Source organism: Lachnospira intestinalis (assembly GCF_040095895.1).
GTDB classification, from domain to species: Bacteria; Bacillota; Clostridia; order Lachnospirales; family Lachnospiraceae; genus Lachnospira; species Lachnospira intestinalis.
Genome location: NZ_JBBMFS010000005.1, coordinates 44,239 through 61,249 on the forward strand (window position 1 = coordinate 44,239; position 17,011 = coordinate 61,249).

The window sequence follows — 17,011 nt, forward strand, 5'->3', positions numbered from 1 at the left end:
GTGTGATTATATGAATCATACTAAGGAACTGATTGAAAGAGCGCACAGAGGAGATGAGAAAGCAAGGGAAACACTCGTATTGGAAAATATGGGACTGATTGGAAGCATCGTGCGGCGTTTTGCCGGAAGGGGGTATGAGCAGGAAGATTTGTTCCAGATTGGGAGTATCGGGCTGATTAAAGCTGTGGATAAGTTTGATACAGCATTTGACGTTAAATTTTCAACCTACGCCGTACCGATGATTACCGGGGAAATTAAACGGTTTCTGCGGGACGACGGCATGATAAAGGTCAGCCGGACACTGAAGGAAAATTCAGTGAAAATGGCGAGAATGATTGAGGAATACAGAAAAGAACACCTGTGCGAGCCAACCGTGGAACAGATTGCACAGCAGACGGGAATTCCCCCGGAAGAAGTTGTCATGTCTTTTGAAGCGGCGGCAGATGTGGAATCCATTTACAGGACAGTCTATCAGGGGGATGGAAGCGAAGTCTGCCTGATTGATAAAATCGAAGAAAAACGCAATTATAATGAAGAAAGTGTCAACCGCATGGTGATTGCACAGATTATGGAAGAACTGCCTGAAAAAGAGCGTACACTGATCCGGATGCGCTATTTTGAAGAACGCACGCAGACCGATATAGCGGCAAAGCTTGGAATCTCACAGGTACAGGTTTCCAGAATGGAAAAGAAAATTTTAGCATCCATGAAGAAAAAACTTGCGTAAAAGCGCATAAAAACAGAGGTCATTGCAGATACTTCCCTTGTAAACAGCAGAAAGGGACAGGAAAGCGATGAGTGAAACATTATATATCCAGATTAACAGAAATATTCAGGTCGATAAACGGGAAATCACTATCGGCGATGTGGCAGCTCTCCTTTGTAAGAACGCCGGCATAACAGCACGTGTAAAAACGATAAAGCTGATTACGCTGCCGGATGTTCCAAAAAGGAGAGTTTCTTTTTCTGTAATAACCGTAATGGAAAAAATCGAAAAGATTTACCCGGATTTACAGCTTGTAAGCATTGGGGAAAGCGACTTTATTGTGGATTATATCCGTCAGAAAAAGAAGAGCCGGGTATGGCAGGGGCTGATGGTAGCATTTGTTTCCGTTTTTACGTTTGTCGGAAGTGCCTATGCCATCATGGCATACAACAATGATGTCAGTACCAATGAAATCTTTGAAAAGGTATACGAGATGATGGGAATGGGTAATTTTCAGGAATATAAGGTCATCGAAATTGCTTACGCGGTGGGTCTGCTGCTGGGCATTGTCGTTTTCTACAATCATTTTGCGGGAAAACATTTTACGGGCGATCCGACACCGATTCAGGTGGAAATGGACAAATATGAAACGGATATTGACAACTGTATGATTGACCGCAGCAGCACGGAAGGAAAGGAAAAATAATGGATGGGATGGAACTTTTAAAGCTGGCAGTACAGATTGCCATCGGACTGGCAGCAGGCGGTTTTACGGCGGCGGGATATTTTGCGGTAATTACCAGTGTCGGCATGATAAACCGCATTGTCGATGTCACCAATACCAAAGCGTACATTCCGTATTTTGAAGAAGTCATCATCTGGGGCGCATCCCTTGGAAATGTATGGTTCATCTTTGACCTGCCGCTGCCGGCCGGTATGCCGGGTGCTGTTTTATACGGTCTGCTTTCCGGGATGTTTATCGGATTGTTTGCCGTCAGTCTGGCAGAAAATATTAAGGCACTGCCAATCTTTGTAAGGCGTGTGCGGATTGGTGCAGGACTTGGCATTGTCGTGCTTGCAATCGGTCTGGGAAAAGCAGCAGGACATCTATTGTATTATCTGAAATTATATCCATAATACAGTATACAGAATACAAAATGAAAGAAAATGCAGCGGGCATCATAAGTATATCAGGGCATGCAGCGTAGATGTATAAGGAGGCAGTGTAATGGGAAAAGAAAAAGACGATAAAAATAAAATTGAGATTGTAAGTGCGGGTGCAGAGCCGGGGACGGGCGGCGGTCCGGTTAAAAGAGAAGAAAGCAGGGAACAACAGCGAAATGAGCAGTATAACCAGTATGTAGAGCAGGTGACACCAAAGGCAAACTGCCTGTTAAACTGTGTCAAAGCATTTATCACAGGCGGTTGTATCTGTACAGTTGGACAGATTCTGACGGTGCTGTTTTTAAACAGCGGCATGGGAAAGGACGAAGCTGCTGCGTATACGACAATCAGTCTTGTTTTTGCCAGCGTTGTGCTGACGGGATTAAATATATATCCGCTGATTACGACATGGGGCGGTGCGGGAAGCTTAGTGCCGATTACCGGCTTTGCAAACAGCGTGGTAGCGCCTGCGATTGAATATAAAAAAGAAGGACAGGTATTCGGTATCGGCTGCAAAATTTTTACTATCAGTGGTCCTGTGATTTTGTACGGTATTTTAAGTTCTTGGATACTGGGCGTGATTTACCTGATTGTTGTCAGCCTGCGTGCTGTGTAACCGTGTAAAAATGAAGGGAGAAGTTGATGCAATGATTGTGGGAAAACAAAGTATTTTATTCGAAGAAAATGTATATATAGAAGAAACGGCATGCGTTGCAGGACAGAAGGAATCGGAAGGACCGCTTGGAAAACTTTTTGATGTGGTTGTGGAAGATGCGATGGCAGGCATGGAAAACTGGGAAGAAGCAGAAAGTACCTTACAGCAGCTGGCTGTGGATAAACTGCTTGAAAAATGGGATGGCAAAAAAGAAGATTTGCGTTATATTTTTGCAGGAGATCTGCTGGGGCAGTTGATAGCCACATCATTCGGGCTGATGCAGTATGAAATTCCGATGTTCGGATTATACGGGGCCTGTTCTACTTTTGGTGAAGCGCTGTCACTTGCGGCAATGACGGTTCATGCAGGTTACGCCGGTCATGTCATTGCACTGGCTTCCAGTCATTTTGCAAGTGCCGAAAAACAGTTCCGTTATCCGCTGGAATACGGCAACCAGCGGCCACCGGCTTCGACATGGACAGTTACAGGCTGCGGGGCAGCCGTTATCGGTACGGAAAAAGGCGAGGTCTGTATCCGCGGCATTACGACCGGAAAAGTGATTGATTTTGGTGTAAAAGATTCAATGAATATGGGAGCGTGTATGGCGCCTGCAGCAGCAGATGTTATTGCAGTCAATTTAGAAGACCTGCAAAAGGATGTCACGTATTATGACTGCATTATTACGGGAGATCTGGGGGCAGTCGGTAAAACTATTCTTATGGATTTGTTAAAGGAAAAGGGATATGACCTGACGGGCAGATATACTGACTGCGGACTGGAAATTTTCGATGCGGAAAGCCAGGATACGAAAGCGGGTGGAAGCGGCTGCGGCTGTTCTGCAGTTACAATGTGTTCATATATTATGAAAAAAATGAAAAATCACAGCTGGAACAGGGTGCTGTTTGTACCGACGGGGGCGCTTTTATCCACCGTCAGCTACAATGAAGGAAAAAGTGTTCCCGGTATTGCGCATGCGGTAATTCTGGAAAGAAAGGGGAACAGAGAATGATGGTATTTATAAAAGCATTTGTAATCGGTGGAATCATCTGTGCATTGACACAGATATTAATGGAAAAAACCAGGCTGATGCCCGGACGGATTATGGTACTGCTTGTAACGCTGGGAACGTTTCTGGGGGCAGTCGGTTTATATGAGCCGTTTGCGGAATTTGCAGGAGCAGGTGCGACTGTGCCGCTGTTAGGTTTTGGAAATGTATTGTGGAAAGGTGTCAGAGAAGCAGTCGATGCCAATGGTTTTTTAGGGTTGTTCCAGGGCGGTTTTAAAGCCTGTGCCGTCGGCGTATCCGCCGCGCTTATCTTCGGATATCTGGCATCCGTGCTGTTTGAACCGAAGATGAAGAAGAAGTGACGCATGAAATATGATTGCGACTCAACGTTATCGCTTAACGGGCGCATGAAATATGATTGCGGCTCAACGTTATCACTTAACTTCGCTGCAATCATATTCCATGCTTGGAGTGATGGAGGACGGGAAGTTACGGAGATATGAACGTATGATTGCGGCTCAACGTTATCACTTAACTTCGCTGCAATCATATTTCATGCTTGGAGTGATGGCGGACGGAAAGTTACGGAGATATGAATGTATGATTGCGGCTCAACGTTATCACTTAACTTCGCATGAAATAAAAAGAAAAAGGCTTCTGACAGTACCGGGTTAAACGGTGTTTATCAGAAGTCTTTTTCTTTAGTTTGCAGATATCCTGCATTATTTTAATTTGTTATTCCGCGGTGTTCCAATTCTGGCTGGCAGTAGTTGGATTCTGGGCAGCGGAGCTGCTTTGGTTGTTGTTGTGTGCGGCGCTTGTGCCGGTTGTGTTGGAAGTATTTCCGTTTGTTCCGTTGTTATTTGCGGCGGTTGTTCCTGCCGTGTTGGACGGAGTGGTTACCGCCTGTGAAGCTTCGGTTGTCTGGCTTCCGGGTTTTACAGCGGAAGCATTGGAGCCGTTGTGCAGGCTGCAAAGTCTGGAAAGCTTCTCATCTGTAATTGCGTAAGAAGAATCATATGCACTATAAGAAGATTCTTCATCAGAAGCAGTACCGGAGGATGATTTTTTAATATAAACACGTGTAGAGGTGTTTGTACATCCTGCGGAAGCGACATCGCCCGAATCATTACAAATTGTTACTTTAACATGGGTGTCACATTCTTCTGTCGGCACATTATCCGCCGAAAAATATTCTGTAATAACCTGGCTGCCGCGCGGGTCTTCATCACATAATCCTGCAACAGCGAGTTTACCGGACTGTGAGCATACTTGGGCAGTCACAATGCCGGACGGCTGTGTAAATTCACCGGTAGAAAGTCCCTCGTGAATCTGTGACATAATCGTCTGCCAAATCTTTGTATGGCTGATAGACTTGGACAAAACTTTAGAGTTATCATCATAGCCCAGCCAGATAGAAGCCGTATAATACGGTGTAAAACCACAGAACCATTTATCGGTTTCATTATTGGTCGTACCTGTTTTACCGGCAACCGGCTGGTTGGAAAGAGCTGCAGATGTACCGGTACCCTGTGTGATAACGGATTCCAGTGCACTGGTCAGCAGCCATGCCGTCTGTTCCTTTAATACGGTATGTGTTTCACTGGAGGAATTGTCAAGCAGCAGATTCCCCTTGTAGTCGTATACAGCGGTATAATATACCGGTTTGGTGTACGTACCGTGATTTGCAATGGCAGCGTAAGCTGCGGTCATATCAATATTGGTAACACCCAGTGTCATACCACCGAGGGCGAGCGGCTGAACAATATCGTGGCTGCCGTTAATTGCCTTTTGTGGAGATACCAGCGTGCTGATACCGAATTTTTCCAGATAATTAAAGCCGACCTGCGGTGTGATTAACGTCAGCACCTTGACAGCCGGTACATTCTGCGAGCGGTAAATCGCTTCACGCACGGTCATCAGTCCGCGGTATTCTCCGGCAGTAAAGTTTTTAACAAGCTGTCCGCTTGAATAATAGTACGGAGAGTCATCAATAGCACTGGCAAGTGTAATCGCACCGGTATCAAGCGCCGGACCGTAAGCTGCCAGTGGTTTAATGGAAGAACCCGGCTGGCGTGGCGAATCAGTTGCACGGTTTAAAGTACGGTTGCCTGATTTTTCTCCGCGTCCGCCGACCAGTACTTTTACATAGCCGGTATGCTGATCCATTAAAGAAAATGAAAGCTGCGGCTGGATTACATAATGCAGCGATTCTGCAACAACCGTTTCACCATTTGCCGTCATGGCTTCGCGGTAGGTATCCACATACTGCTGTGCGGTATCTTCGTTAGTCTGTGTCAGACTGAAATTATAATTGCCCTGTACATTCTGATACCATGTCTGCATGGTCGAATGGGAGTAATTGATAATTTTTCCGTCAGCGTTTTTTACACTTAATGCATAGTTAATCGAAAATTCTGTTGAACTCGGATAAAATGAAGGGTTGTTAATCGCTTCATCGGCAATTTCCTGCATGGAAGTATCCTGTGTGGAATAAACCTGCAGACCGCCTTTGTAAATGAGGTTGGTTGCCTGTGTTTCCGTATAACCCTTCTGTGTCATCAAGTCGTCAATCAGCTGTTCAATGAGTGTATCAACGAAATAAGAATATGTGGAAGAGGAGCCGGTTGCAATGTCAAGACCCTCTACACGCGCATATACATCATCTGCAAGGGCTTCATCATACTCTTCCTGTGTAATGTAACCGTGCTTGAGCATATTGCGCAAAACCTTCTGCTGTCGTTCCTGATTGTCTTCCGGATACTTTAACGGGTTTAACTTGGTTGGATTCTGTGTAATGGAAGCAATCACGGCACATTCGCTTAAAGTCAGTTCGGAAACGTCTTTTCCGAAATAACCGTTGGCAGCTGCCTGTACACCATAATAGCCGTTTCCAAGGTTAATTGTATTTAAGTAATTTTCAAGGATATCGTCCTTGCTCATATACGTTTCAAGCTTAATTGCAAGATACTGTTCCTGCACCTTACGCTTAATCTTTTCAATGTCTGTTTCGTTATATGCATTAAAGACATTGTTTTTTAAAAGCTGCTGTGTCAGGGTACTTGCACCCTGTGAAAGACCACCACCGGTAATAGTGTTATAACCGGCACGGATAATGCCACGGATGTCAATGCCGTTATGTTCGTAAAAACGTTCATCTTCAATTGCAACAAAAGCATGCTGCAATTCAAGAGGCACAACGTCCAGCTCCACGGAAATACGGTTGGAGCCGGTGGTAGAGAGCGTCTGGATTTCATTGCTTTCGTTATCGTAGATTTTTGTGGCAAATCCGTCAGGTGATACGTCAATTGTCGAAACGTCAGGGGCGCTCGAAATAATACCCTGTACAGAACCCAGTACCAGACATGAGCCTGAAACCACAACGGCAATTGCTAATATCAGTATAAATTTGATGGCGAAAACGCCAAGTTTTGTTCGAAGTCTTGTAGCGGCGGAATTTAGCAGTTTTTTCTTTTGTTTTATGCCTTGTCTGCCATAATTCATAGATTGTCCTCCTTGATAAGTTCTTACTATTATATCATAACGAAAATACTTTGACAAATTGAAATGAAATTCGTACTATATAATAAATGTTTGCTGCGGAACAATCCATAGGGGAAATTATACTTCCGGCGGTCATTAAAAATGTAAGGCATACAGAATGGAGAAAATATGAAGATTATATATAAGGAAGGCGAAGGGGAGATTGAAGAAAAAAAATCCCGTTTTATTGCACACGTATATCCGGTACAATCGGAAGAACAGGCAGTATCATATATTAATGAAGTAAAAAAGAAATACTGGGATGCAAGGCATAATTGTTATGCCTATGTATTGGGAGAGGATGCGGGCTTTCAGCGGTTTAGTGACGATGGAGAGCCGCAGGGGACAGCAGGAAAACCGATTCTTGACATTATTATGAAAAGCGGCATCTATAATTGCCTGATTATTGTGACAAGATATTTCGGTGGTACGCTGCTTGGAACAGGCGGATTAATCCGTGCTTATCAGGCAGCTTCCAAGGAAGGACTGGAACACAGCACCGTGCTTTCGGTATCGGACGGGGTTCTGGCACAGATTGATGCGGATTATAACAGCATTGGGAAAATCCAGTATATTTGTTTGGAAATGCACATAGATATATTAAAAACCGAATATACTGAAAATGTTTATATGGAAATGATTGTACAGGCAGAAAATTATGGACAGTTTGTACAGAAAATAACCGATGCGTTTTCAGGGAAAATTTCTGTTGTAAAAATTCAACAACAGAAATTTGGCAAAAGTGAAAGCGGAGAGGTGATTCTGCTTTCCTGAGCAAAATAATGGGAAAAGATAGTAATATATCACAAAAAGAAGTTTTGAAAACCGAAAAATTCAATTTGTATTGTAAATGTGATGTAAAAATAAACAAAAAATATGGTACGGATAGTGCATAATTTACATAATGCATGGTATATTTTGCGCAGAGAATTTATTTAATAAGAATAAAAATATAAGAAAACTGAAAAAAATGTAAAAAAAAATAAAACTGGAAAGCCGCATAAATACTGGGGTTTCACAAAAAATTCAAAAAAAGTACAAGAATTGTTCAAAATAGTCTTGTTAAAATCACACAAAAATGCTATTATACCTATGTCAATGAATGTTGGCTGGGGGTGGTTCCCCCGCGAAACCAAACAAGGAGGGTTTATAGGTTTATGAAGAAAACAATCAAAAAGCTTACTGCTGTAGGTTTAACACTTACTTCAGTAATGGGACTCGTAGCTTGCGGCAGCTCAAATGACAGCAATGCAGCAGGCGGATCAAGCTCAAGCAAGGAAGTAACAAAACCGGATAAGTTCACAATTATGTGCGATAGTACGGTAGTTACAGAAACAAATGGTGCTGCGGCATTCTACGAACAGTTAAAGACTGCAACAGGTCTTGACTTCCAGTGGACTCGTCCGGACCACAGCGGTTACTATGATGCAGTTGCTAATGCATTTAACTCAGATGATACAATGCCAGACGTTATATTACTTTCATCTGACTACTATGCATTATATGCTTCAAATGGTTTCCTTTGGAATATGACAGATGCTTGGAATTCATCAGAAACAAAGAAATCAGGAAGATTAATCAGCACAGCTGATAACGTTCTTTCAGCTCTTATGGTTAATGGTGAAGATGGAACAAAGGCTATGTATGGATTCTCTCCATACCGTGGTAATGGCTGCTGTACTTATATCAAGAAGGCTTGGTTAGATGCAGCTGGTATCAGCACAGCAGATGTTGAAGGCAAGACACTTGATTTCAACACATACTATGGCTACTTAAAGCAGATGGCTGCTAATAAGGGTCATTATGTAATTTCTGCTCCGGGCTTCATCAGCAATGAAGCACCTTACACAAACTACCTGCCAGAATTCTATCAGCAGGCTAACTACACATTCTACAAGAATTCATCAGGACAGTACGTTGATGGTTTCTCAGAAGACAAGATGAAAGAGGCTCTTCAGAGAATCCAGACAGCTGTTAATGATGGTATTATTGATAAGGAATCTGTAAACAACTCTACATCTAATGCACGTGATAAGTTCTATTCAACAGATGCAGGCTCTGAATCAGGCGTATTCACATACTGGGCTGGTACATGGGCTAATACATTAAAGACTCAGCTTGCTACTAAGGGTCTTGATAATGAACTGATTGCTATTAAGCCAATCACAGAACTTGGTACATATGTAGAAAGAATCGCACCATGCTGGTGTATTACTACAGCAGCTAAGAACCCGGAAGGTATCTTTAAGTACTTCATCGATACAATGTTAGATGGCGGCGACGTTCAGACACTTTGGGAGTACGGCGCAAAGGGAACCCACTGGGATACAAAGGCAGAAACTGTAACACTTGCTAAGGATGACGAAGGCAAGAAGACTAAGACTTATGAAGAAGGTCAGTTCCACTTCCTTCCACAGCCGGAATCACCGGATAAGTTAATGTCTAAGAACCACATCGATCCAATCCTTGCTCTTGCTAAGTTCCAGGATGGTAAGGAAGATCCAGGTGCTAGTGCTATGACAGAAACAGCTAAGGCTAACGGTGATTTCTTCGCTGAAAACTCAACTGTAGCAGTTCCACTTCCAATGACAACTGCTCTTTCTGAGAACATCACTGATATCAACACAGCTAGAAACTACGTTATCTCTCAGGTAGCTTTAGGTTACATGACAGTTGATGAAGGTATGAACTACTACAAGACAACAGTTGGTTCATTAGCTGATACAGTACTTAAGTCTTTAAACAAGTAATCAGTAACTGATTATGTAAACACGGCTGTATAGCCACTTTATAAGAATCCACTTTCGGGTGGGGGAACCCACCCGGAATGGATTCTAATTTTTAGCTTATTTATATCGAGAGTAGGCTTGGAATTTTACAAAAAATATTAGGAAAGAAGGTATGAAGATGCAATGTAAGTCTTGTGGAACAGAATTACCTAAAAAAGCAAAGGTTTGTCCGAAGTGCGGAGAACTCGTTGGAAAGCAGAAGTCAGACAACCTTAAAGTAATTGCTGTCGCCGGTTTAGTTATTGCGTTAATAGGCGGGCTATTGCCTTTTGTTCAGAATACAGATGTTGAGTTGATTTCTGATGCCTACAGTTTTATGAACATTGATGTACCAGCTATGTGGTACCTTTACATGCTGGCTATTGTAGTATCTCTGGTACTTTTAGCAGTAAAGAAAGATATGTTTTCAATTATACCTACAGCTATTTCAGGTATAATTTTTATTGTTTCATTCGTAGGAATGAACTTCAGAGGTTACGAGAGCAGAAAGCTCTATAATCTTCATTCATTGACAGATTTATTATCAAACGGATATGAAGGTTCTTCATATTCAGTAGGTTGCGGTGTATATGTAGTTATCATTGGTCTCATTCTTGGTATTGCAGGATGCTTTATTGATATCATGAAGTACTTCAAGAAAGATATCAACGTTGACTCTAAGTACATGACAAACTCAATCAACAGGAAAGTATGGTCAAAGATCTACTACCACAGATGGTTCTATGTAATGTTTTTGCCGGTATTAATCATGATTTTACTGTTTAACTACTGGCCAATGTTAGGTTGTAGATATGCCTTTACAAAATATATTATCCGTTCACCGTATTATGTAGGTCTTCTTCACTTCAATACGATGTTCACAAACGATGTATTCTTCTGGGATGCATTCCGTAACACATTACTGCTTTCTATCGTTAAGTTAATTCTTAACACTGGTGCAGCCGTTATTATTTCATTATTACTGAATGAAATTACAAACCTTGCATTTAAGAAGACAGTACAGACAATTGTATACTTACCTCACTTTATGTCATGGGTAGTAGTTGCTTCTATCTTCCGTTTAATTCTTTCAGTTAACAGTTCAGGTATGATTAACCAGATGTTAATGGGAATGGGCGTGATTGATAATCCAATCTTCTTCCTTGGTGATGTAAGATACTGGAGAGGCACATTCTTCTTCATCAACGTTTGGAAGGATACAGGTTGGGGAACAATCCTTTTCCTTGCTACATTATCAGGTATCAGCCCAGACCTTTATGAAGCTGCCCAGATTGATGGTGCAAACCGTTGGAATAGATTAATTTATATTACACTTCCTGCTTTAGCAAATACTATTATTACTGTATTCATTCTGAACCTTGCTAAGGTTATGAACCTTTTCGAATCAGTATTCGTAACAATGAACGATGCAGTCGTTAACGTTTCTAACGTACTTCAGACATATGTATACCGTAAGACATTCGGTAGTGGTAACTCCGATTATGGTTATACAACAGCGGTTGGTTTATTCAAGTCATTTGTAGGTATGATCCTCGTACTTGGATGTAACTATGCAAGTAAAAAAGTACGTGGTCGCGGTATTGTATAGGAGGGATAGATAATGAGTAAAGAACAAGTAGTAGTTGCAAGAAAAAAGAAGAAAAAAGTCAAAATCTTCCCTATCGTAAACGTAATTTTGTTTTTGGTAATTTCATTAATTATCATGGTCCCTATTTGGAAGGTTATCGTCGATTCATTCGATGCAAAAGCCGGTTATGGTATGAATTTCCTGCCACAGACATTTACACTCGGTGGTTATAGTTCAATCCTTTCCAGAGTTGCACTTTATAGACCGTTCTTAATTTCAGTAGTTGTAACGATTGCTGGTACATTTATCGGTCTGTTATTAGCAACATTAGGCGCTTATGTATTAATTCAGTGGGAAATGCCGGGAAGAAACTTCTTCGCATATATGTTATTATTCACAATGATTTTCGATGGTGGTATGATTCCTAAGTACCTCGTTATGAAGGACTTACACTTACTGAACACACTTTGGTCAGTAATCCTGCCATTGTCTATCAATGTATATAACCTTGTATTAATGAGAAACTTCTTTGAAGGTGTTCCTGAATCACTGTTTGAAGCAGCTGAAATTGATGGTTGTTCTCCAATGGGTACATTCTTTAAGATTGTACTTCCGCTTTCAAAGGCGGCTTTGGCTTCTATCGGTTTGATGTATGCCGTACAGTTCTGGAACGATTATACAAACTTCAAGATTTATATCAACAAGAACGAGTTATTCAACTTCCAGATGAAGCTGCGTAACATGGTTATGGATAACGATATCCCTGATGAAGGTGGTATCGACCCGAATACGATTGCCAATGCAGCCGTTATCGTGGCTATCCTTCCTTTCGCAATCATCTACCCATTCTGTCAGAAGTACTTCGTACAGGGTGTTAATGTTGGTGCCGTTAAGGAATAATTTAAAAATTCAACAGAATTTACAGGCTGTCGCATATGCGGCAGCCTTTTTATGTGTATTCAGTCATAGGTATTCCGACTGAACACTTTTTCTGTAGGTTTTTACAATATTCTGCTTTAATATGTAGAAAAAAACAAAAAGGTCATGTATACTAGAGAAAGATTTAAAAAGATGCTTTTTAAAAGGCAGAACAGGAGGGAAAATGATTACGCTAAAAGATGCCATATATTTGGAAAAAATAGATGAAGTGAAGCGTATTTTGGAAGAAAATCCGCCGCTGATTGACGAAGTAGATGAAGATGGTGTGTTAATGGCACTGCTGGCAGCCAAAACAGGCAATCTGAATCTGGTACGTTACATTGTTGAATACTCCAGAGCCAGTATGAATATTACGGATAAAAATCAGAAAAATATGCTGCACTATGCAGCGATGTCCGGTAATGTTGCGACCTGTAAGTATCTTGTGGAACGGGTTGGATTGTCACCGTTATCCGGAGACATCAATCTTTTGACACCGTATGAAATCGCGCATGAGAACAAATTTTTTGATTTAGAGGAGTATTTTCAGGAGGAGACTGGCGCACCGCTTGAAAAAATGTATCACAATCCGATTCGTACCGGAATGTATCCGGATCCGTCGATTGTCAGAGTGGGTGAAGATTATTATATGGTGAATTCATCCTTTATCTATTATCCGTGTATTCCGGTTTCAACGTCAAAGGATTTGATTCACTGGAAAATTATCGGTTACGCCATTACCAATCCGGAATGGGCAGGTTTGCAGCATTTAGAGGGTGGCAGAGGATACTGGGCGCCGGATATTTCCTACTATAAAGGAAGATTTTATATTACGGCAACGTATCGCTTAAATGATGACGGAACGGTTTATCGAAAGCAGATTGTTGTAAGCTCGGACAGACCGGAAGGACCGTACAGTAAACCGGCGGTGATAGATGAAGACGGTATTGATCCTTCTATTTTTAATGATGATGACGGACGGCGCTATATGCTTTTAAACAGAGGTGCGCGTATTTTTGAATTAAATGAAGATGCCACGGCACAGATATCAAAAGCATCGTTACTGTATTATGGCGATCAGAAAAGAGCGCCGGAGGGACCACATTTATTAAAAAAGGATGGATATTACTATCTGTTTGAAGCAGAGGGCGGAACAGGACCTGGACACCGTATTACCGTGTCAAGAAGCCGCGAGCTGATGGGGCGGTATGAGCCGTGTCCATATAATCCGATTATGCGCCAGACAGATGAAAAGGCTATTATCCAGCGCTGTGGACATGGAAAGCCGGTGCAGACACAGAACGGTGAATGGTATATGGTGTATCTGTGCGGCAGAAAAATCGGTGACGGTTACAGCATTTTAGGCAGGGAAACGGCATTGGATAAGATTACATGGACTGCAGACGGCTGGCCTGTTGTCAATAATTTAGACGGTCCGAGTGCCATGCAGATAAAGCCGGATTTGCCGGAAACAGTGTGGGAGTCTTCCTATTTTGATGATTTTGATGGTGAATATTTAAGCACAGACTGGATGTTTCCGAGAGTGCCGGAACCGGACGGCGTGCTGTTGCAGGATTCTCATGTAAAGATAAAGGGAAGCTGCGCGGATTTGGATTCCATGGGAGCAAGAAATATCCTGCTTCGCAGACAGCAGCATTTTAAATTTACGGCAGTCTGCAAGATGAAAATGCCACAGTTGTATCCGGGACAGGATGCGGGCATGACCTGCTATTATGATGAGAATACTTTTGTAAAATTTGGTGTATTTGCGACACAGGAGCCGCAGCCGCGTCTGATTGTGAAAGCAGTAGAAGTCATTGGAGAACAGGTGAAAGAAAGCGGCAGCATTGAACTGGATTTCAGACGTCAGGACGTTTATTTAAAAATTGAAACGAATGATTTGAAACGTACCTGCTATATGAGTTATGATGGTAAAGAGTACATAAAGGTGGCAGTGCTTGAAAATGTCTATTACCTGTGTGATGAAGGCTTAAAGAAGGGCAAGCGTTTTACAGGGGCAATGATAGGCATGTACGCTTATGCAGGTGATTTTGGCAGCCGATATGTAGACGAATACGGAAGACACGGGGATGACACCCTGTATGTTGATTTTGACTGGTTTGACTACCAGCCGGAAAAATAAGGAGGAATGAACTTTGAAAGAAAGAAATATTATATTGGAAGGTAAGTTGAAAAGCTGGCTTTTGTCGGTGGATATTGAAAAGCTGGCAGCAAAACAGCAGGGGCAGCTTATTCTGGGGCTGGAAAAGCTGTATCAGGCAACAGGTGATGCGGATTATCACACATTTGCAAAAAAGGCAGTAGATAACCTTGTAGCGGAAGACGGAACGTATGCAAAGGCAGAGGGCAGCCTTTCCGATAATTTATTTGGCAATGCGTTATTTGCAGTACGTGCAATGGATACTGTATACAATCCGCAGGACACAGCAGCTGAAAAGACAGAAAAAGCCATTTTAAAGCAGGAAAAGGTGATGACTTCCGGTGCACGATTTGATGCAACAGAAACCTGCGCAGGCACATTTTCCACAAAGCTTTCAGATGCATATCTGACACAGCCGTTTTATATGAATTATGAAACAAAATTTGGCGGAAAAGAACAGTACAATGATATCATTGCGCAGTTTAACATTTTACAGGAGAAGGCATATCCGTCTGTGGAAAATGAATTGGGAAACGCTGCGGCAGACCTTGAAATGGCAGCGTACGCAGCAGCGGCAGTAGATACCATGGAGGTTATGGAACAGCCGTTATATGAGATTTTTGACAGATTAAGACAGATTTTAAAGCAGGTAGTCGCTGCAATGAATACAAAGAGCCTTGATACATTTGCAAAAGAAGCGCGGGAGGCAGGACTGTTTTATGCGTATGCCGTATTAAAGGGCTGCCGCATGAAGGCGCTTATTACTGAAAAATACGAAAAAGCAGCATTGGATATATTGGAAGCGGCAGAAGCAAAAGCACAGGAAGATGATGTATTTGGCGCGGATACAGCATATACAGCCGTACTGGTAACGGCTTACGCGGAAAGCCTGCGCAACAGAGAATATCAGGACTACGGAAGAACTAAGGGAGGCGCATTATGGAGTTAAAATTTGTTACAGCAACAAGCAGAAGTGCAGTGGTAGAACTGACGGAATCAGGAAAATTTTATACACAAAAGCCGTATGAAATCTACGTAGACGGCAGTAAATATATGGACAGTGAAAAGGTTATTACAACACTTTACGGTTTAAAACCGGATACGTTATACAAGGTTTCTGCCGTGTATGACGGACAGGAAATTGCGGCGGTAGACGTTCAGACAAAGTATGAATTTGTAACGTTAAATGTAAGGGAATTCGGCGCATACGGCGACGGAGTACACGATGATACCAATGCCATCCAGTGTGCGATTATGGCATGCCCGAAGGATTCCCGCGTGTTAGTGCCGGAAGGTGTTTATAAGATTTCAAGTATCTTTTTAAAGGATAATCTGACACTGGAACTCGCAAAGGGTGCGGTGCTTTCCGCCTTTACCGACAGAGAAAAATTCCCGGTTCTGCCGGGTGAAATTGAGTCCTATGACGAAACGGCACAATACAATTTAGGTTCATGGGAAGGCAACCCGCTCGATATGTTTTCTGCAATCGTATGCGGTATCAATGTAGAAAATGTTGTCATTACCGGTGAAGGAACAATTGACGGCTGTACCAATTTTGAGAACTGGTGGAAGAACTGCAAGGTCAGGGATACGGCATGGCGCCCAAGACTGTTCTTTATCAATCACTGCAAAAATGTGATGATGCACGGCATTACGGTTCAGAATTCTCCGTCATGGACGATTCATCCGTACTTCAGTGAACATTTGAAATTTATTGATGTAAAGATTAAAAACCCGGCAAATTCACACAATACAGACGGCTTAGACCCGGAAAGCTGTACAGACGTACTGGTGCTTGGTACGTATATTTCTGTCGGTGATGACTGCATTGCAATTAAGTCCGGTAAAATTTATATGGCAGAAAAATATCAGGTGCCAACTTCCAATATGATTGTCAGACAGTGCTGTATGAGGGACGGACACGGTGCGGTCACAGTTGGAAGTGAAATTGCGGCAGGTGTTAAAGACGTTCATATTACAGACTGCATTTTCATGAATACGGACCGTGGTCTGCGTGTAAAGACCAGACGAGGCAGAGGACAGTTATCCGTTCTGGATGATATTTCCTTTGAAAATATTGACATGGATAACGTGATGACACCATTTGTTGTCAACAGCTTTTATTTCTGTGATCCTGACGGCAAGACCGAATATGTCGGTACGAAAAAACCGCTGCCGGTGGACAGAAGAACACCGTCTATTAAGCGTCTGACGTTTAAAGATATTAAGGCAACCAACTGCCACGTTGCGGGTACGTACATTTACGGTCTGCCGGAAAGCAAAATTGAAAAGCTTACCTTTGAGAATATCAGCTTCTCTTATGCGGAAAATGCAAAATCCGGCGTAGCGGCAATGATGCTTGGCTGTGATGAGGCTTCAAAGCAGGGGTTGGTTGTCAATAACGTAAAACAGCTTATTTTAAAGAATGTAAAGGTTACAGGCTGTGAGGGTGAACCGATTGTTGCAGGCAATGTAGACGAACTGATACAGGAGTAAAATAGA

General features: G+C 42.4%; 14 protein-coding genes. 13 read left to right on the forward strand and 1 reads right to left on the reverse strand.

Annotated features, from left to right (window positions below):
* Positions 1-10: 10 nt before the first annotated feature.
* The 6 genes from WMO37_RS07110 (at position 11) to WMO37_RS07135 (ending at position 3,893) form a co-directional block, all read left to right on the forward strand.
* Positions 11-727 (forward strand): SigF/SigG family RNA polymerase sporulation sigma factor, encoded by a 717-nt coding sequence (locus tag WMO37_RS07110; protein ID WP_022431170.1) that lies wholly within the window; start codon positions 11-13, stop codon positions 725-727.
* A 67-nt stretch (positions 728-794) separates the two neighbouring features.
* A complete protein-coding gene (locus WMO37_RS07115) occupies positions 795-1,412 on the forward strand; it encodes a stage V sporulation protein AA (protein ID WP_349154666.1) in 618 nt (205 codons plus the stop codon).
* Positions 1,412-1,843 carry a stage V sporulation protein AB gene (locus tag WMO37_RS07120; protein ID WP_227090669.1) on the forward strand — a complete coding sequence of 144 codons (432 nt, stop codon included), beginning with the start codon at positions 1,412-1,414 and terminating at the stop codon, positions 1,841-1,843. Before WMO37_RS07115 ends, WMO37_RS07120 begins: the two co-directional genes overlap by 1 nt.
* A 91-nt stretch (positions 1,844-1,934) precedes the next feature.
* The gene (locus WMO37_RS07125) at positions 1,935-2,486 is read left to right on the forward strand and encodes a SpoVA/SpoVAEb family sporulation membrane protein (RefSeq protein ID WP_349154667.1); all 552 of its coding nucleotides are present in this window, start codon (positions 1,935-1,937) and stop codon (positions 2,484-2,486) included.
* Positions 2,487-2,517: 31 nt separating this feature from the next.
* A complete protein-coding gene (spoVAD, locus tag WMO37_RS07130) occupies positions 2,518-3,534 on the forward strand; it encodes a stage V sporulation protein AD (protein WP_349154668.1) in 1,017 nt (338 codons plus the stop codon).
* Positions 3,534-3,893 carry a SpoVA/SpoVAEb family sporulation membrane protein gene (locus WMO37_RS07135; RefSeq protein WP_349154758.1) on the forward strand — a complete coding sequence of 120 codons (360 nt, stop codon included), beginning with the start codon at positions 3,534-3,536 and terminating at the stop codon, positions 3,891-3,893. Before spoVAD ends, WMO37_RS07135 begins: the two co-directional genes overlap by 1 nt.
* A gap of 373 nt (positions 3,894-4,266) precedes the next feature.
* Here WMO37_RS07135 and WMO37_RS07140 read toward each other — a convergent pair whose 3' ends face one another.
* A complete protein-coding gene (locus WMO37_RS07140; protein WP_349154669.1) occupies positions 4,267-7,035 on the reverse strand; it encodes a transglycosylase domain-containing protein in 2,769 nt (922 codons plus the stop codon).
* Positions 7,036-7,203: 168 nt separating this feature from the next.
* Here WMO37_RS07140 and WMO37_RS07145 point away from each other — a divergent pair, with 168 nt between their 5' ends.
* From WMO37_RS07145 to WMO37_RS07175, 7 genes are all read left to right on the forward strand, one after another.
* A complete protein-coding gene (locus tag WMO37_RS07145) occupies positions 7,204-7,848 on the forward strand; it encodes a YigZ family protein (RefSeq protein WP_227090672.1) in 645 nt (214 codons plus the stop codon).
* A gap of 383 nt (positions 7,849-8,231) precedes the next feature.
* A complete protein-coding gene (locus WMO37_RS07150; protein WP_349154670.1) occupies positions 8,232-9,824 on the forward strand; it encodes an ABC transporter substrate-binding protein in 1,593 nt (530 codons plus the stop codon).
* A 151-nt stretch (positions 9,825-9,975) separates the two neighbouring features.
* Positions 9,976-11,451: an ABC transporter permease subunit gene (locus tag WMO37_RS07155; RefSeq protein WP_349154671.1), complete on the forward strand. Its 1,476-nt coding sequence runs from the start codon at positions 9,976-9,978 to the stop codon at positions 11,449-11,451.
* A gap of 12 nt (positions 11,452-11,463) precedes the next feature.
* Positions 11,464-12,330, forward strand: a complete 867-nt coding sequence (locus WMO37_RS07160) for a carbohydrate ABC transporter permease (protein WP_022431160.1) — start codon at positions 11,464-11,466, stop codon at positions 12,328-12,330.
* Between the two features lie 202 nt (positions 12,331-12,532).
* Positions 12,533-14,491: a family 43 glycosylhydrolase gene (locus tag WMO37_RS07165; protein WP_227090676.1), complete on the forward strand. Its 1,959-nt coding sequence runs from the start codon at positions 12,533-12,535 to the stop codon at positions 14,489-14,491.
* Positions 14,492-14,504: 13 nt separating this feature from the next.
* Entirely contained in the window at positions 14,505-15,458 is a 954-nt protein-coding gene (locus WMO37_RS07170; protein ID WP_227090678.1) for a glycoside hydrolase family 88 protein, read from the forward strand.
* Positions 15,449-17,005, forward strand: coding sequence for a glycoside hydrolase family 28 protein (locus WMO37_RS07175; RefSeq protein WP_349154672.1), 1,557 nt, complete (start codon positions 15,449-15,451; stop codon positions 17,003-17,005). The genes WMO37_RS07170 and WMO37_RS07175 overlap by 10 nt, the downstream gene beginning before the upstream one ends.
* Positions 17,006-17,011 lie beyond the last annotated feature (6 nt).